This window comes from Mesorhizobium sp. P3_A8, assembly GCF_056402995.1.
In genome coordinates this window covers 187,047-210,527 of sequence record NZ_JBFUGI010000002.1, presented here as the reverse complement: position 1 = coordinate 210,527, position 23,481 = coordinate 187,047, and the positions used below count along the sequence as shown (strand labels likewise).

27 protein-coding genes, 2 tRNA genes and 1 pseudogene are annotated in these 23,481 nt (G+C 63.6%); 16 read left to right on the top strand and 14 right to left on the bottom strand.

The genetic code is table 11. From position 1 onward, the window contains the following. Nucleotides 1–25: 25 nt before the first annotated feature. Both purN and purM read right to left on the bottom strand, forming a co-directional pair. Nucleotides 26–739: a phosphoribosylglycinamide formyltransferase gene (purN, locus tag AC1DX4_RS05140; RefSeq protein ID WP_477219302.1), complete on the bottom strand. Its 714-nt coding sequence runs from the start codon at nt 737–739 to the stop codon at nt 26–28. Continuing rightward, nucleotides 736–1,860, bottom strand: coding sequence for a phosphoribosylformylglycinamidine cyclo-ligase (purM, locus tag AC1DX4_RS05135; RefSeq protein ID WP_477219301.1), 1,125 nt, complete (start codon nt 1,858–1,860; stop codon nt 736–738). Before purM ends, purN begins: the two co-directional genes overlap by 4 nt. 215 nt (nt 1,861–2,075) lie before the next feature. On the opposite strand from purM, the gene AC1DX4_RS05130 reads away from it, so the two are divergent. From AC1DX4_RS05130 to hdaA, 3 genes are read left to right on the top strand one after another with little or no spacing between them, the layout of a single operon-like run. Next, the gene (locus AC1DX4_RS05130; protein WP_477219300.1) at nt 2,076–2,633 is read left to right on the top strand and encodes a CDP-alcohol phosphatidyltransferase family protein; all 558 of its coding nucleotides are present in this window, start codon (nt 2,076–2,078) and stop codon (nt 2,631–2,633) included. Then, the gene (locus tag AC1DX4_RS05125) at nt 2,605–3,807 is read left to right on the top strand and encodes an AI-2E family transporter (RefSeq protein WP_477219299.1); all 1,203 of its coding nucleotides are present in this window, start codon (nt 2,605–2,607) and stop codon (nt 3,805–3,807) included. The genes AC1DX4_RS05130 and AC1DX4_RS05125 overlap by 29 nt, the downstream gene beginning before the upstream one ends. Before the next feature lies 1 nt (nt 3,808). After that, on the top strand, nt 3,809–4,513 hold the full coding sequence (gene hdaA / locus AC1DX4_RS05120; protein ID WP_477219298.1) for a DnaA regulatory inactivator HdaA: 705 nt from the start codon (nt 3,809–3,811) through the stop codon (nt 4,511–4,513). A gap of 218 nt (nt 4,514–4,731) precedes the next feature. Here the strand turns inward: hdaA and AC1DX4_RS05115 are convergent, their stop codons facing one another. Together AC1DX4_RS05115 and AC1DX4_RS05110 are read right to left on the bottom strand one after the other, a co-directional pair. Next, nucleotides 4,732–5,013 carry a hypothetical protein gene (locus tag AC1DX4_RS05115; protein WP_477219297.1) on the bottom strand — a complete coding sequence of 94 codons (282 nt, stop codon included), beginning with the start codon at nt 5,011–5,013 and terminating at the stop codon, nt 4,732–4,734. A 211-nt stretch (nt 5,014–5,224) separates the two neighbouring features. Then, nucleotides 5,225–5,301, bottom strand: a tRNA-Pro gene (locus AC1DX4_RS05110). A 124-nt stretch (nt 5,302–5,425) separates the two neighbouring features. On the opposite strand from AC1DX4_RS05110, the gene AC1DX4_RS05105 reads away from it, so the two are divergent. The 4 genes from AC1DX4_RS05105 (at nt 5,426) to AC1DX4_RS05090 (ending at nt 6,587) form a co-directional block, all read left to right on the top strand. Beyond that, entirely contained in the window at nt 5,426–5,731 is a 306-nt protein-coding gene (locus AC1DX4_RS05105; protein WP_015318428.1) for an ETC complex I subunit, read from the top strand. 47 nt (nt 5,732–5,778) lie between these two features. Further along, a tRNA-Arg gene (locus tag AC1DX4_RS05100) sits at nt 5,779–5,855 on the top strand. 82 nt (nt 5,856–5,937) lie between these two features. Next, the gene (locus AC1DX4_RS05095) at nt 5,938–6,204 is read left to right on the top strand and encodes a hypothetical protein (protein ID WP_477219296.1); all 267 of its coding nucleotides are present in this window, start codon (nt 5,938–5,940) and stop codon (nt 6,202–6,204) included. 167 nt (nt 6,205–6,371) lie between these two features. Further along, nucleotides 6,372–6,587, top strand: coding sequence for a hypothetical protein (locus AC1DX4_RS05090; RefSeq protein ID WP_477219295.1), 216 nt, complete (start codon nt 6,372–6,374; stop codon nt 6,585–6,587). A gap of 91 nt (nt 6,588–6,678) precedes the next feature. Here the strand turns inward: AC1DX4_RS05090 and AC1DX4_RS05085 are convergent, their stop codons facing one another. Together AC1DX4_RS05085 and AC1DX4_RS05080 are read right to left on the bottom strand one after the other, a co-directional pair. Continuing rightward, complete coding sequence (locus AC1DX4_RS05085) at nt 6,679–7,029, bottom strand: hypothetical protein (RefSeq protein ID WP_477219294.1); 351 nt, start codon at nt 7,027–7,029, stop codon at nt 6,679–6,681. 34 nt (nt 7,030–7,063) lie between these two features. Next, nucleotides 7,064–7,570: a hypothetical protein gene (locus tag AC1DX4_RS05080; protein WP_477219293.1), complete on the bottom strand. Its 507-nt coding sequence runs from the start codon at nt 7,568–7,570 to the stop codon at nt 7,064–7,066. Nucleotides 7,571–7,711: 141 nt separating this feature from the next. On the opposite strand from AC1DX4_RS05080, the gene AC1DX4_RS05075 reads away from it, so the two are divergent. From AC1DX4_RS05075 to AC1DX4_RS05055, 5 genes are all read left to right on the top strand, one after another. Further along, the gene (locus AC1DX4_RS05075) at nt 7,712–8,377 is read left to right on the top strand and encodes a response regulator transcription factor (protein WP_477219292.1); all 666 of its coding nucleotides are present in this window, start codon (nt 7,712–7,714) and stop codon (nt 8,375–8,377) included. Beyond that, nucleotides 8,374–9,792, top strand: coding sequence for a sensor histidine kinase (locus AC1DX4_RS05070; RefSeq protein ID WP_477219291.1), 1,419 nt, complete (start codon nt 8,374–8,376; stop codon nt 9,790–9,792). Before AC1DX4_RS05075 ends, AC1DX4_RS05070 begins: the two co-directional genes overlap by 4 nt. 117 nt (nt 9,793–9,909) lie before the next feature. Continuing rightward, nucleotides 9,910–10,701 carry a GGDEF domain-containing protein gene (locus AC1DX4_RS05065; protein WP_477219290.1) on the top strand — a complete coding sequence of 264 codons (792 nt, stop codon included), beginning with the start codon at nt 9,910–9,912 and terminating at the stop codon, nt 10,699–10,701. A gap of 104 nt (nt 10,702–10,805) precedes the next feature. After that, entirely contained in the window at nt 10,806–11,768 is a 963-nt protein-coding gene (locus tag AC1DX4_RS05060) for a glycosyltransferase family 4 protein (protein ID WP_477219289.1), read from the top strand. A gap of 128 nt (nt 11,769–11,896) precedes the next feature. After that, the gene (locus tag AC1DX4_RS05055) at nt 11,897–13,123 is read left to right on the top strand and encodes an anion transporter (protein WP_477219288.1); all 1,227 of its coding nucleotides are present in this window, start codon (nt 11,897–11,899) and stop codon (nt 13,121–13,123) included. Here AC1DX4_RS05055 and AC1DX4_RS05050 read toward each other — a convergent pair. Then, entirely contained in the window at nt 13,120–13,707 is a 588-nt protein-coding gene (locus AC1DX4_RS05050) for a TetR/AcrR family transcriptional regulator (RefSeq protein WP_477219287.1), read from the bottom strand. The genes AC1DX4_RS05055 and AC1DX4_RS05050 overlap by 4 nt on opposite strands. An 80-nt stretch (nt 13,708–13,787) precedes the next feature. On the opposite strand from AC1DX4_RS05050, the gene AC1DX4_RS05045 reads away from it, so the two are divergent. Next, nucleotides 13,788–14,663, top strand: coding sequence for a crotonase/enoyl-CoA hydratase family protein (locus AC1DX4_RS05045; protein ID WP_477219286.1), 876 nt, complete (start codon nt 13,788–13,790; stop codon nt 14,661–14,663). 39 nt (nt 14,664–14,702) lie between these two features. Here the strand turns inward: AC1DX4_RS05045 and AC1DX4_RS05040 are convergent, their stop codons facing one another. Together AC1DX4_RS05040 and AC1DX4_RS05035 are read right to left on the bottom strand one after the other, a co-directional pair. Beyond that, entirely contained in the window at nt 14,703–14,999 is a 297-nt protein-coding gene (locus tag AC1DX4_RS05040; RefSeq protein ID WP_477219285.1) for a ScoMcrA-related endonuclease, read from the bottom strand. Nucleotides 15,000–15,009: 10 nt separating this feature from the next. Further along, nucleotides 15,010–15,161: pseudogene (locus AC1DX4_RS05035) on the bottom strand (SDR family oxidoreductase); the annotation flags it as partial. A gap of 305 nt (nt 15,162–15,466) precedes the next feature. Between AC1DX4_RS05035 and AC1DX4_RS05030 the strand changes: the two are divergent. The 3 genes from AC1DX4_RS05030 to AC1DX4_RS05020 all read left to right on the top strand — a co-directional run bounded on the left by AC1DX4_RS05030 (nt 15,467) and on the right by AC1DX4_RS05020 (nt 18,907). Further along, complete coding sequence (locus AC1DX4_RS05030; protein ID WP_477219284.1) at nt 15,467–16,744, top strand: aminotransferase class I/II-fold pyridoxal phosphate-dependent enzyme; 1,278 nt, start codon at nt 15,467–15,469, stop codon at nt 16,742–16,744. A 51-nt stretch (nt 16,745–16,795) separates the two neighbouring features. Continuing rightward, nucleotides 16,796–17,911 carry a branched-chain amino acid ABC transporter substrate-binding protein gene (locus AC1DX4_RS05025; protein ID WP_477219283.1) on the top strand — a complete coding sequence of 372 codons (1,116 nt, stop codon included), beginning with the start codon at nt 16,796–16,798 and terminating at the stop codon, nt 17,909–17,911. Between the two features lie 69 nt (nt 17,912–17,980). After that, on the top strand, nt 17,981–18,907 hold the full coding sequence (locus AC1DX4_RS05020; protein ID WP_477219282.1) for a LysR family transcriptional regulator: 927 nt from the start codon (nt 17,981–17,983) through the stop codon (nt 18,905–18,907). A 168-nt stretch (nt 18,908–19,075) separates the two neighbouring features. On the opposite strand, the gene AC1DX4_RS05015 is transcribed toward AC1DX4_RS05020, so the two are convergent. The 5 genes from AC1DX4_RS05015 to AC1DX4_RS04995 form a co-directional block, all read right to left on the bottom strand. Beyond that, nucleotides 19,076–19,399 carry a cupredoxin domain-containing protein gene (locus AC1DX4_RS05015; RefSeq protein WP_477219281.1) on the bottom strand — a complete coding sequence of 108 codons (324 nt, stop codon included), beginning with the start codon at nt 19,397–19,399 and terminating at the stop codon, nt 19,076–19,078. Further along, complete coding sequence (locus AC1DX4_RS05010) at nt 19,396–19,920, bottom strand: DUF4142 domain-containing protein (protein WP_477219280.1); 525 nt, start codon at nt 19,918–19,920, stop codon at nt 19,396–19,398. The genes AC1DX4_RS05015 and AC1DX4_RS05010 overlap by 4 nt, the downstream gene beginning before the upstream one ends. Nucleotides 19,921–20,025: 105 nt before the next feature. After that, entirely contained in the window at nt 20,026–20,712 is a 687-nt protein-coding gene (locus tag AC1DX4_RS05005; protein WP_477219279.1) for an RNA polymerase sigma factor, read from the bottom strand. Between the two features lie 106 nt (nt 20,713–20,818). After that, nucleotides 20,819–21,898 (bottom strand): HPP family protein, encoded by a 1,080-nt coding sequence (locus AC1DX4_RS05000; RefSeq protein ID WP_477219278.1) that lies wholly within the window; start codon nt 21,896–21,898, stop codon nt 20,819–20,821. Nucleotides 21,899–22,123: 225 nt separating this feature from the next. Next, nucleotides 22,124–23,305, bottom strand: a complete 1,182-nt coding sequence (locus AC1DX4_RS04995; protein ID WP_477219277.1) for a cystathionine beta-lyase — start codon at nt 23,303–23,305, stop codon at nt 22,124–22,126. Nucleotides 23,306–23,481: the final 176 nt, after the last annotated feature.

Here is a 23,481-nt window from a genome sequence, read left to right as displayed (position 1 = left end):
TGCTGTCGTCCCCAATCTAGGCCTCTCAGGGCGTAATCCGAGCCAGATGCTCCAGATCGGCTTCCTCGCGCAGCGGATCGGGCGCCATCACCACCGAGGTGCCGTTGTCGGCATCGTCGGCAAAGTGGGCAAGCACGGTGCGCCCGGCTTCCATGCGTGCCTTGCCTTCAGCAACGAGTCCCAGTGCCAGCGGATAGAGCCGATGCTCGGCCTTGAGTACGCGGGCGGCCAGCATATCGGCATTGTCGCCGACCATCACCGGCACGGCCGCCTGGGCGATGATCGGGCCGTCATCCATCTCGGACGTGACGAAATGCACGGTGCAGCCATGGATGCGCAGGCCGGCGGCCAGCGCGCGCACATGGGTGTCGAGGCCCTTGAATGCCGGCAGCAGGGCAGGGTGGATGTTGATCATGCGGCCCTGCCATTTCTGGACAAAGCCGGAGGAGAGGATGCGCATGTAGCCGGCCAGCGCCACGATCTCGGCATTGAAGGCCGTGAGTGCTGCATCGATCGCCGCGTCATGCGCCTGTTTGCTGCCATGGTCGGCGCGGGTAATGACCTGTGTCGCGATGCCGCGCGCCCGGGCGACGCCGAGGCCTGCGGCGTCCGCCTTGTCGGAAATCACGCCGACGATCTCGGCCGGGAAGGCCGGGTCGCTGGCCGCCGCGATCAGCGCGGTCATGTTGGAGCCGCGCCCCGATATCAGGACGACTGTGCGTTTTCTCTGGGTGCTCATAGGCCGATCGAGCCCCGATAGATGACGCCGGCGTCGCGGCGCGGCACGATGCGGCCGATCGGCGTCACCGTCTCGCCGGCTTCCTGCAGCACGGCGGCGACCTGCGCCGCCTGGCCGGAGGCGACTGCCAGGATCATGCCGATGCCGCAGTTGAAGGTGCGCATCATTTCTTCCGGCGCCACGCCGCCGGTCTTGGCAAGCCACGAGAACACCGCCGGCACGTCGATTGCTTCGAGATCGAGTTCGGCCGAAAAATCCTTGGGCAGCACGCGCGGAATGTTTTCAGGGAAGCCGCCGCCGGTGATGTGCGCCAGCGCCTTGATGCCATGCGTGTTGCGGATGGCCTTGAGGATCGACTTGACGTAGATGCGGGTCGGCTCAAGCAACGCTTCGGCCAGCGTCGCGTCATCGCTAAACGGCGCCGGATCGTTCCACGCCAGACCGCTGGTGGCGACGATGCGGCGCACCAGCGAAAACCCGTTCGAATGCAGGCCCGAGGAGGCCAAGCCCAAAAGCACATCACCCTCGACGATGTCGTCGGTGGGCAAAAGCTGGCCGCGTTCAGCCGCGCCTACGGCAAAGCCGGCGAGGTCATAGTCCTTGCCGTGATACATGCCGGGCATTTCCGCCGTCTCGCCGCCAATCAGCGCGCAGCCGGCCTGTCGGCAACCCTCGGCAATGCCGCCGACGATCGCCGCACCCTGGTCGGGATCGAGCTTGCCGGTGGCGAAATAGTCGAGGAAGAACAGCGGTTCGGCGCCCTGTACGACGATGTCGTTGACGCACATGGCGACGAGGTCGATGCCGATTGTGTCGTGCTTGCCGGCATCGATGGCGATCTTGAGCTTGGTGCCGACGCCGTCATTGGCCGCGACCAGCACGGGATCGGTGAAGCCGGCAGCCTTGAGGTCGAACAGGCCGCCGAAACCGCCGATCTCGCCATCCGCGCCCGGCCGGCGCGTGGCGCGGACCAGCGGCTTGATCTTCTCGACCATGAGATTGCCGGCATCGATATCGACGCCCGCCTCGGCATAGGTGAGCCCGTTCCTGCGCTTGCTCGTTTTGGGCTGGCCCGCTTTGGGCTGGCCCGCTTTGGGCTGGCTTGTGTCGCGCTTGCTCATCGCAATTTTCCTGCTCGTTTGCGGGCTCTTCGCATGAATGGTTTCGGGGGGCAAGGATAACGGCGGATCCGAGCGCCTTTCGGCCCGACAAAAGCGTGGATAGCATTTCCGACATTCGCAGCGAACACCGTGACGGCCGAATTGCGTGGCAAGAAACTTGCGGCGCCTCCCTATCTCCATCATCTATCCCTGACCTGAGAGGACGGGCCGAGCATTTGACCATCCCCAACCTAATCACCATTCTGCGCCTTCTTCTCGTGCCCGCCGTGGTGCTGGCGATGCTGCAGGCGCGCTGGGACTGGGCTTTTGCCGGCTTCGTTATTGCCGGCGTCTCGGATGGCGTCGACGGCTTCATTGCCCGCCGTTTCAACCAGCAGTCCAGGCTCGGCGCCTATCTCGATCCGATGGCCGACAAGCTGCTTTTGGTTTCGGTGTTCGTCGTCCTGGGCTTCATCGGGCAGTTGCCGTTGTGGCTGGTCGTCACCATGGTGTCGCGCGACGCGCTGATCGTCTGCGCGGTCCTGTTGTCCACAGTGATGGCCCATCCGGTCGAGATCAAGCCGCTTCTGGTGTCGAAGGCCAACACCACCATCCAGATCGTGCTGGCGGCGGTCGTGCTGGGGGAACTTGCCTTTGCCGTGCACCTCGACCCGCTGCGGCCAGCCCTCATATTGCTGTCCGGGGTCTTGACCGTGGCTTCGGCCGCGGCCTATCTCGTGGCTTGGCTGAGGCATATGAGCGGCTATGGCGAAGGCTCCAATCCGGACATCTGAGAAAGAAGCGGCGGTGATCGAGGCTGCGGCTGCCGATCTTGCCGCGGCCTCCGTGTTCCGCCGGCAGATCTCGTTTTGGGTGGCTGGCGCGGCCCTGCTCGCCCTTTTTCTCTATTTGTTCAGCGACATCCTGCTGCCCTTCGTCGCCGGCATGGTGCTCGCCTATTTCCTCGATCCCGTCGCCGACCGGCTGCAGCGGCTCGGCCTGTCGCGTTTCATGGCGACGGTGGTTATCCTCATCACCTTCCTCATCGTGCTGGTGCTGGCCTTCGTCATCCTCATTCCGGTGCTGGCGACGCAGATGGCGGATTTCGCCGGCAAACTGCCGGAATATCTGACCCGGCTGCAGAGCCTGATCACCTCCTTTGATCCGAAATGGCTGGAACAGAAGTTCGGCGTCAACGCCAACGGCTTGCGCGACGGGTTGAATTCACTGCTGACCTCCGGCTTCGGCCTGATCACCACGGTCTTCACCTCACTGTGGAGTTCCGGCATGGCGCTGGTCTCGGTGGTCAGCCTGTTCGTGGTGACGCCGGTCGTCGCCTTCTACATGCTGCTCGACTGGGATCGCATGGTTGCGGTCATCGACAGCTGGGTGCCGCGCGACAACGTCGCGACCGTGCGCGCCATTGCGCGCGACATCAACACGGCGACCGCCGGCTTCGTGCGCGGCCAGGGCACGCTCTGCCTGGTGCTGGGCGCCATGTACGCCACCGGCCTGACGCTGACCGGGTTGAACTTCGCCATCCTCATCGGCCTGTTCGCCGGGCTGATCTCGTTCATCCCCTATGTCGGCTCGCTGACCGGTCTCGTGCTGGCCGTCGGCGTCGCCTTCGTCCAGTTCTGGCCCGATTGGACGATGATCGTTGCCGTCGCGGTGGTCTTCTTCATCGGCCAGTTTATCGAAGGCAACATCCTGCAGCCCAGGCTGGTCGGCAAAAGCGTCGGCCTGCATCCGGTATGGTTGATGTTCGCGCTGTTCGCTTTTGGCGCGCTGTTCGGTTTTGTCGGCCTGTTGATTGCCGTGCCGGCTTCCGCCGCCGTCGCCGTTCTGGTGCGCTTCGCTATCGCTCGCTATCTGGAATCGCCGCTCTACAAGGGCCACGCGACGGAGCCCGTACCGCCGTTGCCGGCCGATCGCGGCGGCGGCCACCGCTCGCAACCGCGTCGCTGAAGTGACTGCCCAAAAAACCGATCCGCCGCGCCAGCTGCCGCTCGATCTCGGCCACGGCACCGGCTATTCGCGCGACGAGCTCGTCGTCTCCGGCACCAACAACCAGGCGGCGGCATTGGTCGACCGCTGGCCGGACTGGCCGTCGCCGGTGGTGGTGCTGGCAGGTCCAGCCGGTTCCGGCAAGACGCATCTGGCCGCCATCTGGCGTGCCCGCGCCAACGCAATGGCTGTCGACGCCGGGCGCATTGGCGACAGCATCGCCAGTCTCGGTACCCGGCCGGCACTGATCGACGATGTCGATACGCGCGCGATCGACGAACAAGGCCTGTTCCATCTGATCAACGCGGTGCGCGGTGCCGGCTCGACGCTGCTGTTGACCGCACGGCGTTTTCCCTCCGCCTGGGGCGTCTCGCTGCCCGATCTGGCCTCACGGCTGAAGGCGGCGGCGACGGTCGAGATCCACGAGCCCGATGACCTCCTGCTCGCCGGTGTTATCACCAAACTGTTCGCCGACCGCCAGGTCGAGGTCGAACCGCATGTCGTGCAGTATCTGGTGCGGCGCATCGAACGCTCGCTGGCTACAGCCATGCGCGTGGTCGATCGGCTCGATCGCACCGCGCTCGAGCGCAAGACGCCGATCACGCGGGTGCTTGCCGCCGAAACGGTCAGCGCCATGGATGAGGGTCAGCGCGAGTTCGAGATTTAGAGAAACTCGACGTGCAGACGGCCGGCAAACGGACTGCCCTTTGCCATTTCGGGAAACAACAGCTGGCATCCATCTTGCTACACAAGCCTTGCCGGCTGACCCCGGTCCTGATTGCGTTCCAAATCAGGTTGTAGGCTCGCCGGGAATGAGGTTTGGGGTTCTCGCCCGGCGAGCTTGCCTTCAAGTGCACCGTTATCGGCCGGTGAGCTTGGCCAATCTCAGAGCCACATTCTGACGAAATGTCGGACGAGCAGATAAACGGCCGAATGAGCGGCAACATAGCAGGCTGCGACCAGCACAAAAATTCCGATACTGACAGCCCAGGAACGGGAGGCGGTTGTGCCCGGCGCCAGCCTGGCCTGTCTGCGGCTCTCGCGATTGTTCCATGTCGCCAGCGCCGCACAAGCGATGGCCCACGCCACCATGAATGGAACCGTCACGCCAGCGTAGGCAAAGTATGCTGGCCCGAACAGCGACACCCACGCATCGATCCCAAGCATCTTCTATCCCCCGTCTGCGGGAGTGTAAGCCGGCAATTGCGGCGGATGCGAGCTAGAATTGATGAAGCTTAGGTGCTGGAAGCAAACCCTACTTTGAGAATCCTGTCGCGCGGCGATAACCCTCGAGTTGCTGCGTTGCAGCCCGACGCCAGTCACCAGCGCCATGCCGCAAGGCGGCCAGGCCACTATCGATACTGCATTTTCGAGCGGATGGTCGGAGTGGAGAGATTCGAACTCCCGACCCTCTGGTCCCAAACCAGATGCGCTACCAGCCTGCGCTACACTCCGAACGGTCTGTTGCCTATTCATTTCGGAGTTACATAGCAAGTGCAAAAACCTTGCCGCCATGCGCATTGCGCAGTAATGACGGGCGAAGGGTGGCGATGCTGCCTTGCACAACAATGAGGTGGCCATGTCCGCGCGCATTTTCAGCCCAGCCAAAACCGCTATGCAGTCCGGCAAGGCCAAGACCGGCCATTGGGTGCTGGAATTCGACCCCGAAATGCGCAAGAAGATCGATCCGTTGATGGGCTATACGACGTCGGGAGACATGAGAAGCCAGATCAGGCTGACCTTCGACACGCGGGAAGAGGCCGTGGCTTACGCCGAAAAGGAAGGGCTTGCCTTCCGCGTTGAGGAGCCGAAAGAGACCAAGCGTCGCCAGATTTCCTATGCGGAGAATTTCCGCTATGACCGCAGGACGCCCTGGACGCATTGAACGGCGGCCAGCGCCAGATATCCAGCCGGCCCCTGGGGCCGGCCAGTGGTCCCGTAGCTCAGCTGGATAGAGCACCGGCCTTCTAAGCCGATGGTCACAGGTTCGAATCCTGTCGGGATCGCCAATAATTTTGGTAGCGCAGGACATATGTTGTGGTTTCAGCACGGTGTCGGTTTGCGCCGCGAGACATGACCAGCGGGAACCTGATGCCCGCCAGCGCGTTGCCTCGCATGCTCAAGAAAATCGCCTTCGCCGCCGTGCTGTTCCAGGTTGCCGTCTTCTCGGCGCTGATAACGCAGACGGTTCTTTTCGCATCCACGGCGACTCAAGCCGCCGACGTCCAGCCCAATGAATCCGTTGTGGTCACTGACAAGGAATGCGCGACCGCGACGCCGAACATTCCGGGTCGGTGCCTGAAGCGGGTTGAGGCTCGGAACTCTGTTTCGACGCTGGTGCTGATGGCCGGGCAATAGAAAGTCCGCGGGCGGCCCGTAATTATTTCGTGATCTGCCGGGATTGGAACCTTAGCCCCTATGAGGCGTTCGGGGCCTTGTATTCGCGGTGCCTCATAAGAAGGACGATGTGGCTGGCGGATGGGGCGGGGCAAAACAAGCGGGTTGGGGGAGGAGAAAACCAGGCCATGTCGAAACGTGAAATTGGAACGTCCCCTGCCTTGGGGCGGCGTATCGCTGAACTCAAGGCCAAAATGCAGGATGCCGAAATATCCGAACATGAGATGAAGACCTTCCACAAGGTCGCCGCCATCATGGGAGGCGGTGAGGGCTCTCTACGCCTTGATGCCGATGACCTGATCGCGGCATCATTTGTTGTCAACGTGCTGGCTGAGCCCACCTGACAGCGACCGGTCCATCAGCCAACGGTCCAAGCTTTCAAACTGCGAAATCCGAACGGCCGCCTTCTGAGCGGCCGTCCTTTAGTGTGCGGCGCTAGCGCGGCAGCGTCGCCAGTTTGTCGATCAATTGTGAAGCCGTGTCGGCACAGGCCTTCATGGTCTCGTCGTCAGCGCATTTGGCGTCGATCTCGACGTCGCCACGCCGCAGCCGAAAATGAGCTGCCTTCGATGGCGGCGGTGGCGGTGGGCCAGCTTCGCGGCCATGCGGCGGTCCGTGGCGATCGCGCATGCCGTCCGGGCCCGGTGGGGGCGGAGGCGGTGGCGCATTGTCGGCAGCCGCGGAATCGACTGCAGCCTGAGGCGGCGGAGGCGGCACATCGGCTTGAGCAAAGGCAGCCGAGGCCATCAAGGTCAGGGCAAGGCCTGCCAGGGCAAGTTTCTTCATGTCTGTTTCCTTATCTTGAGGGGGCGGGGTGGGGTCAGCCGGGCACGCCCGGAGCGACCGTATTGACATCGGGCCCGTGCATCCGGTCGAGCAGGCCACGCGGACCCGGTCTCGGGGGTCGCAGGCTCTCGGCGCGGCCGTCGGCATGGACGAGCAAGTCACCATGGATGAAGCCGTCGTCGAAATGGCCCTGCACAGTCAGAGTCTCGCCTGCGGCGACCAACGTGCCACCTTCGCCGCGCCGGCCGGTTTCGACCAGTGCGCGGCCGCTGCCGTCGTCGATGACGAACTTGTTCCCGAAGATCTCGGCGACTTTGCCTTTAACGGCGACGGTGCTGTAGGGCGAAAGCGCGGCGATGCTTGTCGGCTGCATCAGCACGACGCTGTCGCGTGGTGCTGCAAGCATCGTGACGGCGCCGCCGGCAACCAGGCCGAAGGCGATCAATCCGGCGGCGAACAGGCCGGTCAGGTAGGGCCGTCTGCGTTCTGTGGCCGGTGGTCCGGCTGTCGCCGTGTCGGCGGTTTCTGGGGTGTCGATCATCGTGGTCGCCTTTCTGTTGTGGTGGAATGGCAACCGTTTTAGCCGGGTGACAGGAACCGAGCCTGAACCAGGCCGTTCAGCTTCAGTTAAGCCCGCGGGCCTAGGAGCCGGCGTCAAGGCGCATACGGGAAAATCAACGCAATGAAGGTGCTGCTCGTCGAGGACGACGGATCGATCGCCAGCCAGTTGGGCGAGGCGCTGCGCGGCGAGAATTTCGTTGTCGACATTGCCCGCAACGGCGAGGATGGCCAGCATCTCGGCGATACCGGCACCTATGACGTCGCCGTTCTCGATCTTGGCCTGCCCAGGGTCGAGGGCAAGGCGGTGCTCAAGGCCTGGCGCGCGGCAGGGCGCAACCTGCCGGTGCTGATCCTGACGGCGCGCGACGGCTGGTCGGAAAAGGTCGAGGGCTTCAAGGCAGGTGCCGACGACTACCTCACCAAGCCGTTCCGGGCCGAAGAGCTGATCATGCGGCTCCGCGCGCTGGTGCGCAGGGCGGCCGGCCATGCCCAGACGAAAATTGCCTGCGGCCCGCTGAATTTCGACGCGCAACTCGGCACTTTCGAGCTCGATGGCCTGCCGCTGAAACTGACCGGGCTCGAATGGCGCGTGCTGTCCAGCCTGATCCTGCGCAAGGAGATCGTGGTGACGCGCACCGATCTGCTCGACCGCGTCTATGACGGTGACGCCGAGGTCGATTCCAATTCGCTGGAAGTGATCGTCGCCAGGTTACGCCGCAAGATCGGCCACCAGCATATCGAGACGGTGCGCGGTCTCGGCTACCGGCTGACCGCGGGCGCGACATGAGACTGATCCCGCGTTCGCTGGCGGGCAGGCTGAGGCTGGCGGCAATTATCGCCATTGTTGCGGCACTTTTGCTTGCCGGCATCGCCATCGCTTTCATTCTGCAGCGCTTCATCATCTCCCAGATCGACCAGCGGCTGGACGGCCAGATCTTTGCGGTCGCGGCTTCCGTGCAGCGCGATGGCGACGGCAGGCTTACGGTTACATCGGCGTTGAACGGGCCGCCTTTCGACCGCCCGGGCTCGGGCTGGACGTGGCAGGTGGTCGGGCCGGACGGCGAAATTGTTTCGGCCTCGCTTGCCGGCCACGCCGCCATGAAGCTGCCGCCGGTACATCCCGGTCGCTTCGATAATCTCCCCGGCCTGCCGGATCTGTTCGGGGCACTGCGTTCGCTCGGCCGCCCAAGGTCAGCCGATGGCGCGGGGGCCGATGGCCAGACCTTGCATTGGCGCATCCTCGATGTGCCGGTCGGCTCGGAGGCGGTGGCAGTGGCTGCGACAGCGCCCTATCGCGCCATCTATGGGCCGCTGCGTGATGCGCTGCTGCCGCTGGCGCTGGCGCTGGCGGTGCTGGGGCTTCTGCTGGTTGGCGCCATGCTGGCACAGGTGCGGCTCGGTCTGCGTCCGCTCACCAGCCTGCGCGCGGGGCTGGCCGACATCCGCGCCGGCAGGCGCAGCGCGATTTCCACCGACCAGCCCAGCGAAATCCTGCCGTTGGTCGAGGAGGTCAACAGTCTGCTGGCCGACAATGCCGAGGGTCTGGCGCGCGCCAGGCGTCATGTCGCCAATCTGGCGCACGGCCTGAAGACACCGCTCGCGGCGCTAGGCCTGGCGCTGGAGAAGCGACCGGCCGGTGCCATGGCTCGGGCCGTCCCTGGCGCCGATGTCGCCGCAATGCGCGCCCAGCTCGAATTGATGGAGCGGCTGATCCGCCATCATCTGGCCCGCGCGCGGGCCGCGGCGCTGAGCGGCCCCGCCCGTGCCAGCACCAACGTCGCCGAAAGGCTCTCCGACCTCACTGGCATGATGGCCAATGTCCATCGTGAACGTGGCGTGACCTTCGACGTCTCTGCAGCCTCCGACGTTGTGGTCGCAACCGAGACGCAGGATTTCGACGAGATCCTCGGCAATCTGCTCGACAATGCCTGCAAATGGGCACGCTCGCGCGTCACTGTTTCGGCAAACACCGACGATAGCCGCGTCATCATCGATATCGATGATGACGGTCCTGGTCTCGACGCGACGGCGATGCCGGAGGTGATGCGGCCAGGACGCCGCATCGACGAGGCGACGCCTGGTCATGGCTTCGGCCTGCCGATTGCCGCTGAACTCGTGGAACTCTATGGCGGAAGTCTCGGTCTGTCGCGCGCGCCCGGCGCCGGCCTGCGGGCAAGGGTGGTCCTGCCGCAAAGCCGCTGACTCCGAGGCGATGCTTCCATTCGCGCCAGGCCTGTCGATATCGAATTGAACGGAAAGTCTTATCATTTTGTTTGCGTTGGTACGTCATAGTAGCGACGGCTAACGGAGTGGAACGCAATGAAGCTCGATCTGTCGCCGACGAGCTGGGGCAGGGTGATCGCTGTCACCGCTGCCGGTACGGCATTCTTCATTGCCGTGGCGTTTTTCGTTGATTCCTTCAATTTCCCCTATCTCTCGCCCGAGGCTGTCTGGCGGGCGCAAATGACAGATCTCATGCTGCCCCTGGTGCTCGGCGGCTCGTTTCTGTTTTTTCTGATGTGGAAAATCCGCCAGTTGGCCATAGCCCAGCGTGATCTCAGCATCGTTGCCGCGACCGATAGTCTGACGGCAGTGCTGAACCGCGGCGCCTTCTCGATGCTGGTCGAGGCCTATCTCGAGCAGACCCGCAAGCAGGAAGATACCCGTTCCGGCGCTTTGCTGATCATCGACGCCGACCATTTCAAGTTGATCAACGACCGCCTCGGCCACGACTGCGGCGACCAGGCGCTCAAGCTGATCGCGCAGGCGATCAAGGGGCAACTGCGCGGCAGCGATATCGTCGGCCGCATCGGCGGCGAGGAGTTCGGCGTGTTCCTTCCCGGTGTCGACCCCTCGCAATCCTGGCTGGTTGCCGAAGGCATTCGCCGACGCATTCGCGAAATGGACTTTTCGCCCGGCGGCCGCGCCTGTCCGCTTTCCGTCTCGATAGGCGGCACCAGCTTCAGCGGGCCGACGACTTACGAGGCGATCTTTTCCGCCGCCGACAGACGGCTCTATGCCGCCAAGTCGAATGGACGCGATCAGGTCAGCTTCGACCCGACGGAAGTCGCCTCGCAGGTGCCCCAGCCCAGCGTCGCCACGATGCATTGACCGCTGCCTTGCCGCGCGTGATGGCTGACGTCGACCGCTTTCCTTGACGCCTTCTTGTCGGTGTGCTTCCTCCGGCATCCGGGCCGCCCAGGTAAGCGCAACGCATGATCCATTTGTTCAACGGCTTTCAGAACCCGTTTGGCGGCAGCGAGCGCGAAACCCTGGACCTGTATCGGCTGTTGAGTGCCGACCAACAGGTGCGTCTGTGGGCAACCTCATCGCGCGTCTCCGACGAGCTGATGCGACAATTTCCGGTTCGCCGTGTCTCGCCGGCAACGCGCGACGTGCCGGACGGCGGCACCTATGTCTTCCTCGGCGCGCATTGGCGCAACAAGATATGGCCTTACCTGATCGCGCGGCCGCGCCGGCTGATCTATGTCTTCAACACCTTTCACCCGAAGGTCATCGCGCTGACGACGCGCATGCCACGCCTGCTGGGCTGGCCCGACGCCGAACTGGTGCTGATCTCCGATTTTCAGAAGCGCATGCTGCGGGTCGAAGGCGTCGTGCATCCGTCGCCGATCGATATCGATCGCTTCTCCCCGCGGCCGGCAAAGTCGGATCGACCGTTCACGGTGGGGCGGCTGAGCCGCGACACGGCGGACAAGCATCATGCCGACGACATTGCGCTCTACGAGGCCTTGCTGGCCGACGGCGTTGCGGTGCGGATCCAGGGCGGCATGCCGCTCAAGGACAGGCTCGCGCCACATCCGCAACTCGAACTGCTGTCGCAGGGCCAATTTCCCGCCGAACAGTTCCTGCCGACGCTCGACGTCTTCTACTATCGCACCGGCTCGCATGTGGAGACGTTCGGCCGCGTGGTGTTCGAGGCGATGGCCTGCGGTCTGCCCGTGGTCTGCCATTCGCATGGCGGCTACGCCGACCATATCAGCCATGGCGAAAACGGCTTTCTGTTCGAGACGACGCAACAGGCGGCGCTAATCCTGGCCGAGCTCAAAGCCGATCCGGCGCTGCGGGCGAGAGTAGGCGACAAGGCGCGGCAGACCGTCGACCAGCTGTTTTCGCCACAGGCATTGCGGCAGCGGCTGGATTTCTATCGACGTTAGCGATACCGACCTGCGGAACCACGGTCTGCCCACTCCGTTTGTCATCTCGACATCGCCAAAGCCGACATGCAAAAGAACCACCGGGCGGACCGCATCGGCGCCACCAGATCGAGCGGGGCTCCTTACCGATGACATTGATGGGCGCGGCGGCACTGCTGATCCTGGTCCTGACCTATGCCGGCGTCGCCATTGGCCGCATCCCTGGCCTGCGTCTCGACCGGGCGGGTATCGCGCTGCTTGGCGGCGCGGCGATGATCGCCATTGGCGCGATCAGCATGGAGGATGCCTACCGCGCGATCAATTTCGACACCATCACGCTTCTGCTCGGCATGATGATCGTGGTGGCGCATCTGAAGGTCTCGGGCGCCTTTCGCGGTCTTGGCGCCATCGCCATCGAACATGCGCACGCGCCGTTCATGCTCTTGGTGATGGTGACGCTGCTGACCGGCGTGCTGTCGGCCTTCCTCGTCAATGATGCCATTTGCCTGGTCATGGCGCCGATCGTGGTCCACGTCACCCGCGTCATCAACCGTAACCCGATGCCCTATCTGATCGCCACCGCCACCGCGTCGAACTGCGGCAGCGTCGCCACAATCACCGGCAATCCGCAGAATATGGTCATCGGCGCGCTGTCGGGCATTTCCTATCCCGCTTTTTCGGCAGCGCTGGCGCCGGTCGCCCTGTTTGGCCTCGTCGCGGTCATCGTCATCGTGCGCATCGTCTATCGCGCCGAATTCACCCGCAACGCCGAATTGACGCCGCATGTCGCGCGCGGCCGCATGCATCGTGGGCAGGTGCTGAAGGCGGTGATTGTCTGCATCGGGCTGGCAATCGCCTTCTTCGCCGGCGTTCCCGTTGCCAAGGCGGCACTGATCGGCGGCGCCATTCTGCTGCTCACCCGCGCCATCAAGCCGGAACGCATTTATCGCGAGATCGACGGTCCGTTGCTGTTCATGTTCGCCGGTCTGTTCGTGGTCGTTGCCGGCGCCGAAAAGACACTGCTGACGCCTGATCTCATCGCCTCGGCCAAGAATCTCGGCCTCGACGATGTCTGGCGTTTGTCCGGCTTTACCGCGGTGCTGTCCAACATCATGAGCAATGTGCCGGCCGTGCTGGCCTTGCGGCCGTTCATACCCGGGCTGGAAAACCCCGAACGCGCCTGGCTGGTGGTGGCGATGAGCTCGACGCTTGCCGGTAATTTCACGCTGCTCGGCTCGGTCGCCAACCTGATCGTCGCCGAGCAGTCCAAGGCTGCCGGCACACCACTGTCTTTCGGTGCCTTCTTCAAGGTCGGCTTGCCGCTGACGCTGATCACGCTCGTCGCCGGCACCGCATGGCTGGCGCTGGGGTTTTAGGCTGGGCTTCCTGAAATTCGCGCCCTGACCAGCATGGCTGCGGCTCGTCCGGCCGCCTCGATGTAGTCGGGATTGCGATGGATCAACATGATCGAAAAACAACCGTCGATCAGCAGCACGATTTCGCGCGCCACCGCCTGTGGTTCTTCGATCCCATGGTCGGACAACGCGTCAGCCAGCCATGTTTCAAAATTTGACTTGTGGCGCGACCCGACCTTGACCGCCGGATGGCCGGGCATCGAGGCGAGTTCCGCGGCCGTGCGCAGAAAGCCGCATCCCTTCCATTTCGGATGGCGTGCAACCCGCGCCAGATTGCTGAAGATCGCCTCGGCCTTGCGGTCCGCCCCACCTTCCGCCGCGTCGAACCAGCCGGCCATCTGCTGCAGATTGGGCTGATCGCGACCATCGAGATAGGCGGCGATCAGGTCGTCCTTGCTCTTGAAGTGGTAGTAGAGCGTACGCTTGGTGAGGCCTGCCTTTTCGGCAATGGCATCGACGCTGACGCGACCGATGCCCTCGGCATAGAACAGCTTCGTCGCGGCATCGACGATGCGTTTGCGGGTCGGGCTGGCGGGGTCAGACATGAAGCATGTATACCGACTAGTGAATATACACGCAATCGAAAGCATGTTCCTTTTCTCGCCGTATCTGAAAAGGAAAAACAATGACCGATCTTGTCCTGAGCGAGACCCGCGACGGGGTAACCGTCCTCACTCTCAATCGTCCGGAAAAGCTGAACGCGCTGAACTATGCCCTGATAGATCGCCTGCTCGCGATCCTCGACACGATAGAGACCGATAATGCGGTCCGTGCTGTCATTCTCACCGGAGCAGGGGAGCGGTCGTTTTCGGCGGGTGGCGACATCCATGAGTTCTCGGCCAGCGTGGCGCTTGGCGCCGATGCCGCAGTGCGCGACTTCGTCATGCGCGGGCAGCGGCTCACGGCGCGGCTGGAGGCCTTCCGCAAGCCGATCATCGCCGCCGTCAACGGGATTGCCTTCGGCGGCGGCTGCGAAATCACCGAGGCCGTGCCGCTGGCGATCGCCAGCGACCGTGCGCTGTTCGCCAAGCCGGAAATCAACCTCGCAATGCCGCCGACCTTCGGCGGCACGCAGCGCCTGCCGCGGCTTGCCGGGCGCAAGCGCGCGCTGGAATTGCTGTTGACGGGCGACTGGTTTCCGCCGCCGAGGGCGCTCGAACTTGGTCTCGTCAACGAGGTCGTGCCGCATGCCGAGTTGATGCCGGCAGCGCACGATCTTGCCCGCCGCATCATCAGGCATTCGCCGGCAGGCCTCGCCGGCATCCTCACCGCGGTGGCGCGCGGTATCAACCTCAGCATCGCCGAAGGGCTGCTGGTCGAGGCCGAGCAGTTCGCCCGCATGGTCCCGACCGCCGATCTCAGGGAAGCGCTTGGCGCCTGGATCGAGCGGCGCAAGCCCAGCTATGACGGCTCCTGGACGCACATCGCAAGGCCGGACGAGGCAAGGCGTGCCTCGCTGCGGCTCGACCAGGCGACGGGTCTGGGCAAAGCGTCAAGGTGACGCGTCATGCTGGGGGCGGGACGTCGCGGGCTGCCGCCGTCACTTCGCCCTGACGATGAACCCAAGCTGGCCGAGCACTTTCACCGCGCCGCTCTTGCCGCCCTCGAAGTCGCCCGAGGCCAGTCTCTTGCCCGTGGCGAATTCGTAGGCGGTGCCCAGGATCGCCTTCGGCGGATAGAGCCTGCTATCCGCTACCAGTTCATAGGTGGTGGTCGGAGCAAAGCCGTGTTCGGCGAAGAAGCGCTCAGGCCCCAGCCGGTCATATTCTTCCATCGCCCTCGCGACATGGGCGCGGGTCACGCTGTTCCAGGCAATCATGGCAATCATGGCAACCATGTCATCCTCCTCAGATCGATTTCACTTCGCCGCCATCCATGCGCAGCGTCGAGCCGGTGATCCAGCGCGCGGCTGATGAACCCGGAAGGCCATCAGCTCGGCGATCTCTTCGGGCTCGCCATAGCGGGCGATGCCGGCCTCCTTCGGGAAGTTGGCGGTCGCAGTGCGGCAATCGGGCAAAGCAAGCCGCGCATCGCCACCGCGTCAAGGTGCATAAGGACTAGAGCTGCGGCGGCTCGCGGATGCATATCACGCGGCCTGACGAGGCCGTAAGAAACCTCCGTCCTCCAAACAGCACGGCGCCTAGGCTTATTTTTCCTAAGCCTAGGCGCTAGAACTACTCGTTTGCGCCCAGGCGATCGCCAGCGTCATCCTCGTTGTCAATCGCAGCCGGCTTTTCGGCGAAGGCAATGGAGGCATCGTTGGTCGCTCTCGCTCGCAGGTCCTGGGTCCCCTCACATTGCGACATGTTCGCCCAGCAGCTGGCGCAGCAAACCAGTCATCAGACGACCGATGCCGTCATGGCGGCAATCGCCGGGGGCATTGAGCTGAACCGCTCGATCCACGAGACCGACTGTATAAACCTCAACCCGGCGACCAATGTCATGAACCCGAAGGCCGAGGCAGCGCTCTCCTCGGGCCTCGGATCGCGCCCGTCGCTTGGTTATCCCGGCGACAAGTATGAAATGGGCTTGGAAGGTGTCGAGCGGATCGAAGTCATCGCTGCTGAACTCGCGGCGGAAGTCTTCGGTGCGCAATATGCCGAGATCCGCGTGCCATCCGGCGCGATCGCCAATCTCTACGCCTTCATGGTCGCGGCCCGGCCAGGCGACAGCATCATTGTCCCGTCGCCGGCCATTGGCGGCCATGTCACCCACCACATGGCTGGTTGCGCCGGTCTTTACGGCCTCGATATTCACACGGCTCCGGTTGATGCCGACAGCTACACCGTCCATGTCGGAAAATTGCGCGACCTGGCCAGGTCGATAAAGCCGAAAATGATAACGATCGGCAGCAGCCTCAACCTGCTGCCGCATCCCATTCGGGAAATCAGGGCGATCGCCGACGAGGTCGGCGCGCTGGTCCTCTTCGACGCCGCACATCTTTGCGGCATGATTGCCGGGCACGCCTGGCAGCAGCCCCTCCAGGAGGGGGCTCATCTGATGACGATGAGTACCTACAAGAGCCTTGGCGGCCCGGCGTCGGGACTGATCGTCACCAACGATGCCGCTGTCGCCGAAAAACTCGACAGGATCGCATTTCCCGGCATGACCGCCAATTTCGATGCCGCCAAGTCGGCGGCGCTGGCAATCACGCTTCTGGACTGGAAGGACCACGGCAAAGCCTATGCAGCAACGATGGCGCGGACCGCAAAGGCCCTGGCCGACAGCCTTGCAGATCGCGGTCTGCCGGTGTTTTCGACGAGCAAGGGCTACACGACATCGCATCAGTTCGCCATCAAGGCGGCCGAATTCGGCGGCGGTCAGGCCGCGGCTAAAAAACTGCGGCTGGCCAACATCCTGAGCTGCGGCATCGGCCTTCCCATGGATGCGGTCGACGGCGACATGAATGGGCTGCGCCTCGGCGCGCCCGAGATCGTTCGCTGGGGCATGACCGAGGACGACATGCCGGAACTCGCGGCGCTTATCGCCAGGGGACTGCGCGGCAACGACGCCAGCGAACAGGTCGCCGCTGATGTCACGGCATTCCGGCGTCGGTTCAACAAACTTCATTTTGTGAACTGACGACCAGAACCCGCGGGCAAATGCCCGCCACTCTAAAAACAGGGGAATGAAATGCGCATAATCGTGCAGATGATGACTGCTGCCCTAATCACGGCTGCCGCTGTCGGCGTTGCGAGGGCGGATATCGTGTTCGGCGTCGCGGGGCCGATGTCGGGACCGAACGCCGCCTATGGAGAACAGTACCGCGTCGGTGTCGAAACCGCGGTCGAACGCATCAACGCCAATGGCGGCGTTCTCGGACAAAAGCTTGTCGTATCGGTCGGTGACGATGTCTCCGACCCGAAGCAGGGCGTTTCGGTCGCCAACAAATTCGTCGCCGACGGCGTCCACTATGTCGTCGGACACTACAATTCCGGTGTCACCATTCCGGCCTCCGAAGTCTATTCGGAAAATGGCGTCCTGTTCGTGACGCCGACGGCCACCAATCCGACGGTTACCGAGCGCGGTCTCTGGAATGCCTTCAGGGCATGCGGCCGCGACGATCAGCAGGGCTCGATCGCCGCCAAATTCATTCTCGGCCGCTTCAAGGACAAGAAGATCGCCATCGTCGATGACAAGTCGACAGCGGGCAAAGGCCTCGCCGATGAAATGACCAAGGCCTACAACGCCGGCGGCGGCAAGGAAGTCCTCCACGAGGAGGTTAACCCGGGCGAGAAGGACTACAGCCCGCTGGTGACCAAGATCAAGCAATCGGGTGCCGATCTCGTCTATTATGGCGGCCAGCACACGGAAGCCGGGCTAATTGTCCGTCAGATGCACGATCAGGGCGTTGCCGCGATCCTGATGGGCGGCGACGGCATCAGCAACAGCGAATTCGGCGCCATAGCCGGTGACGGTGCTGCGGGAACTCTGATGACGTCGTTCCCCGATCCGGCGACATTCGCGGAAGCCAAGGACGCCGTCGCCGATCTGAAGGCCAGGAACGTGCCGACCGAAGCGGTGACACTTTACGCTTACGCGGCAACGCAGATTCTTGCCGAGGCCATCGTCAAGGCCAAGGCCGATGATCCAAAGGCCGCTGCTGACTACCTCCATTCCGGCGCCGCCATCTCGACGGTCCTCGGTTCGATCTCTTACGACGACAAGGGGGATATCAAGCAGCCGGGCTTCGTCGTATTTGAATGGCAGAAGGCCGACGGCAAGCTGATCCCCGTCGCCCTCAAATAGAAACATCGCGTTGGCGGCCCGGCACCTGAAACTGGTCAACTGGCCGCCGACGCCGTCCTGGAATGCTGGATGGCTGTCAATCCGCCGCGACCTCGAATGCCGCCCCTCAACACCTTGCGGGCCTTTGAGGCTGCTGCTCGCCATGAGAGCTTCGCCAAGGCTGCGGATGAACTCGGTGTCACGCCGGCGGCCGTGTCGCATCAGGTCAAATCCCTCGAAGCGTGGCTTGGCTCGCCGCTTTTTGTCCGGCATGCGCAAGGGCTGCATCTGACGGAAGCGGGACGCGCGGCAATCCCGGCCTTCTCCACTGCGTTTGACGCCTTGGGCCTTGCCGTTCAAGAGCTGCGCATCTGGGCGCCGAAATCGCAAGTGAGTATCGCCGCGCTGCCGTCCATTGCCCAACTGTGGCTGGCCCCGCGCCTGCCGGCTCTGCGCGCCGCCCTGCCGGCTCTTCGTCCATCCATACACGCGCTCGAGGAGCCGCCGGATTTCAGGCGAGAGCCATTCGACCTCGCTATCTTCCTGACGAGGCCCATCTCCCTGACAAGGCAAGGAGCCGGCGGCAGCCGTTCCTTCAAGCTTTGCGACGATGTCCTGTTTCCGGTCTGTACCCCCGGCTTGGCTGCACAGCTGAAAACGCCCGCGGATCTCGCTTCGCAGCTCTTGTTATGGGACACCACCTGGACGGGTGATTGGAACCTTTGGTTCGACAGTGTCGGCATGAAAGGCCCATCGATCGATGCCGGATCGGAGTTTTCGCTTTATAGCCTTGCCCTTCAGGCCGCCGTCGATGGCGCCGGCGTTCTCATGGGACACGAGGTGCTGGTCTCTCGCGCCCTGGCGTCCGGCGTCCTCGTGGCGCCGTTTTCCCAGCGTGTCCTGAGTGGCCTCAGCCTCGAAGTTCTGGCTCCAGACCGCCCACCCGCCCAGGCAGCGCAAATGATCGAATGGCTGCTTTCGCAGGCAGAGTTGACCAGCTCGGGCGAAAAGGCGTGATTGGACAAAAGCCCGAGTGGCGGTGGCGATCGACGGCGAAGTGGTCTTCGCCATCGGTCTCTTAGAGAGGTTCGCCGTTTCACGGAAACGGCGACCCGCTCTAAGTCCTTGTTTTGACGCAATTCCGAACGGAAAACCGTTCACACTTTTCCTGGAATTGCTCTCGTCTCAGGGCGCCACCACCAAGCGGCCTTGCATATTGGGGTGAAAGCGGCAGAAATAATCGACCGCTCCCGCCGCCTTCAATGTCAGGCTTGCCGACTTCTTCGGCCGGATCATCACATCCCAGCCGCCCTTCACCGTGGCTGTGTGGGCGAACACGTCCTTGTTCACCCACTCGATCGTGTCGCCGACCTTCGCTTCCACGGTCACCGGCGAAAAGACGAGCTTGTCGATGGTGACCTGGATGGTTGCGGCCGCTGCCGGCACTGCCGCAAGGGCCAGCACCAGCGCAGTCAGCCATGACAGGCGGATCAAGGCGCCCGCTTTCATTTCAGCATGCCGGCGACATGTTCGGCGTGCTGCTCATGCCCCTGGAAGATCTTAAGGCCGGTTTCCAGCAGGCTCTTCAATTCGGCGTTGCTGGCCGACGGGATGAGCAGGGTTTCGAGCGCAGCGTCGACCTGCTTGTGATAGGCCACCTCGTTGTCGACATAGGCCTTGTCGAAAGCCGCGCCCTTGAGTTTGGCGAGTTTGGCCCGCTCCTCCGTCGCGGCTTTGGTCAGCGCCTGGCTGGTGGCGTTGTCTTCCGGCGTCACCTTGAGTTTCTTGACCAGGTCGAGCGCCTGCACATTCACCGCCTCATGGTCGCGCACCATGTCCTTGGCGAAGGCAAGCACCTCCTTGTTCTTCGATTTCTTGAGCGCTTGCTTGGCCGCTGCGACGTCGATCACGCCGGCTGTGTAGGCGATATGGGCGATCTGCGGGTCGGTCGGCTTGTCGGCTGCTTGCGCGAACGGAGCAGAGCCGACGAGAAGCAGGGCGGCAAGGGCCGCGGTATATCGGGTGAACATAGCATCCTCCTTCGCCCGACCATGAGAAAGCGCCGGGCTCATATTTTCAGTTGACGCTGATTGGATGCGGCGCGGGGCGAAACGTTCCCGGAAATCAGGACAGCATCATTCGAAGCCCAGCCGCCCCATCACGGCCTTGGTCAGCCGATCGCAGCGCCGGCCGGCGAAGGGAAAGGCATCGAGCAGCACCGGGCCTATCTCGTCGTCCAGTGCCTTGCGCAGGAGGGTACGCGCCCGGTGCAGCCTTGTCTTGACGGTCTCCGGCCGGACGCCGAGCAGATCGGCGGTTTCCTCCATGCTCAGGCCCTCGATGACGCGGGCCACGAAGACCGTGCGGTAGATATCGGGCAAGCTGTCGGTCGCCCGTTCGACAAGTGCGAGAATCTGCCGCTGCGCCATCGTCCGCTCCGGGTCGTCGCTGGGATTGAGGGGAAAGCGGATGATCCGCGCTTCCGGATTTTCGGGCATTGCCGAGGCGCGGCGCCTCTTGCGCAGGCGGCCGAGCGCTTCGTTGATGACGATGCGCGACAGCCAGGTGGCGAGCGAGGAGTCGCCGCGAAATGTCGCCAAATTGGCGAAGGCGCGGACATAGGCCTCCTGCACGACGTCCTCGGCTTCGGCGTCGTTGCGCAATATGCCGCGCGCGATGCGGTAGAGCCGCTGGTTGTGCGTCTTGATGATCACGCGGAAGGCGTCCGGCTCGCGCGCCAGCGCGCGGTGCACCAGCAGAAGGTCGCCGGAATGGCTTTCAGCCGCTTCGGGTGTTGTGGTGGGCATTGCGAGCTTGCTCATCGCGACCGGATCTCCTCGAACAGACGCCCGAATAGACGCTTGACTGAACGTTGGATGCTCCTGCCGGCAAAAGGTTCCCGGATTTCAGCAATCCGGCCTCGCTAGCTTAAGCTGCCGCCAGTCCCTTGTCTGTCGTTTGCACGCGTGCTGCCGCCGCCAGAAGGTCGGTCTGGGTGATCAGACCGAGAATCCGCCGCTCGCCGTCGACGATGACCACGGCATGGCTGCGGCCGTCGGTCAGCACGGGAAGCAGGCTCATCGCCGGCGTCTCGGGGGAGGCGGTGCCGGCCGGCGACATCACGCCATTGACTGTATCGATTGCTTTCGTCAGCTCGCGCAGGCCGACGGCGCCGACCAGCCTTGCGTCCGCATCGACCACCGGCAAGGTGCGGATGTTATGGTCGAGCAACTGCTGGCGCGCCTCGTCGGCCGTGGCTTGCTCGGGTACCGAAATCACGTCGCGGGACATGATGTCCTCGCACAGCAGCGTCCGGTGCGAGCGCACCATGGCCTGCAGCTCGACTTGCCTCAACAGCCGTTCGAGGTCGTTGCGGTCGATGTCGAAGGTCTCGTCGAGCGTGGTCAGCGCCGCATCGACATCCTCGGGCCGGAAGCCGACGCGCTGCTGCGCCGGTGGATCGGCGGTGCCGTGGCTGTTGGGCGCTGGTGCGGCGACATGCGGATAGTTGCGCCGCGCCAGCCTGTGGAAGAGCAAGCCGAGCGTGACCAGGATGATCGAATTCAGGGCCACCGGCACGAACGGAAACAGGAAGCCCGCGCTGACAACGGCCGGCCCGCCGAGCACCGCGGTCAGTGCTGCCGCTCCGCCCGGCGGATGCAGGCAACGCGTGAACGACATCGCCGCGATGGCGAGCGCCACCGCAAGGCCCGAGGCAAAGATAGGATCATGGACGAAATGCGCCACGGTCACACCCACCAGCGCCGATATGGAATTGCCGCCGATGATCGACCAGGGCTGGGCCAACGGGCTCGCCGGCACGGCGAACAGAAGCACGGCTGAAGCGCCCATCGGCGCCACCAATAGCGCCACATGTGGGCCGCCACCCATTGCCAGCCCGCTGATCACGCCGGTCAGCGCGATGCCGATCGTGGCACCGATACAGGCAAGCAGCCGCTCGCGTAGCGTCGCGCCGGCAAGGATGGGGACAAAAAGGCGAAAACCCATGGCAAACTTCGTGACAAATGGATTGGTGAATACCGTGCAGCACGCAATGCAGCCGAACCGACAGATTTGAAAGTCAAACAAATCCGGAAAGTCACGGCCCGGCAGAATAATATTGCGCGACGCCCCTCGCTGGGTTGCTGCGAGCGGCTCGCGCTTTGTCATCAGCGTCAGGGCCTTGCGCCCATTTGCTGATTCTGCCCCGTAGTTAGCCCGTATGCGCCGCCGTCAGGCGGCGGCAGCGGCCAGGCCACGCAAGATGTCGGCTTTCAGGTCGTCGACATCCTCGAGGCCGATCTGCAGGCGGATCAACGGACCCTCGTAAGGGGCCTTTGCAACGACGCGGTCGCCGAGCCAGACCGGCACCGCGAGGCTCTCATAGCCGCCCCAGGAATAGCCGAGCCCGAATATCCTGAGCGCGTCGAGGAAAGCGTGCTGCTCCTTCTGGCCGCCGCCGGCAAGCACGATGGAAAAGATGCCGCTCGAGCCGCAAAAGTCGCGCTTCCACAAATCGTAATCCGGGTGGCTGGGAAGAGCAGGGTGGAGCACGCGCGCCACGCCCTTCTGGCCTTCGAGCCATGACGCGATGGCGAGTGCGCTGCGCTGATGATGCTCCAGCCGCACGCCCATCGTGCGCAGGCCGCGCAGCACTTGGTAGACATCGTCGGGTCCCGCACAGCAGCCAAGCGTGCAAAAACTCTCATAGAGCTGCTTCCAGTGGCCCTCATTGGCCGAGACCGTGCCGAGCAGCACGTCGGAATGGCCGGCCGGATACTTGGTCGCCGCGTGGATGGAGATATCGACACCGTGGTCGAGCGGCCGGAAATAGAGCGGCGTCGCCCAGGTGTTGTCCATCATCACGATAGCGCCGGCCGCATGCGCCGCCTTGGCGATCGCCGGGATGTCCTGCAGCTCGAACGTGTTGGAGGCCGGTGATTCCGTGAATACCACTTTGGTATTGGGCTTGATCAGTGCCGCGATGCCGGGACCAACGTCGGGAGCGTAGTACTCGACCTCGACTCCCAATCGCTTGAGCATCGTGTCGGCAAAGTTTCGCGTCGGATGATAGACGGTATCGACGATCAGCAGATGATCGCCCGCCGACACGAAGGCGAGCAGCGGTATGGTCACCGCCGCGAGCCCGGACGGCACCAGGATCGTGCCGGCGGACCCCTCCAGCGCGTCAATGGCATGGGCAAGAGCGTCCGTCGTCGGCGTACCGCGTGTGCCGTAAGTGTATTTCTGGTTGCGGTCCGCCATTGTGGCTGCATTGCGAAAGAGCACGGTCGAGGCGTGCACGACAGGCGGATTGACGAAGCCGAAATAGTCGTGCGGGTTGTTGCCCGAATGGGCAAGCCGCGTGTTGATGCCCATCTTGCCGATAAGCTGGTCGTTGCCGTCTTTCGCCATTCTTGGTCGCCTTGTTTGACAAGGCGCTAGCCATAGTGCGGCGTCATGGACCGTGCAACAGCTCACCGTCCGCCAGGGCGTGGACTTCGGATATGCCAATTCTGCGCCTGAAACACACCGCAACCGAGGTTGCGCCGTGAACGAAGCGCGCCGGCCGGCCTATTGTGGGCGGTCCT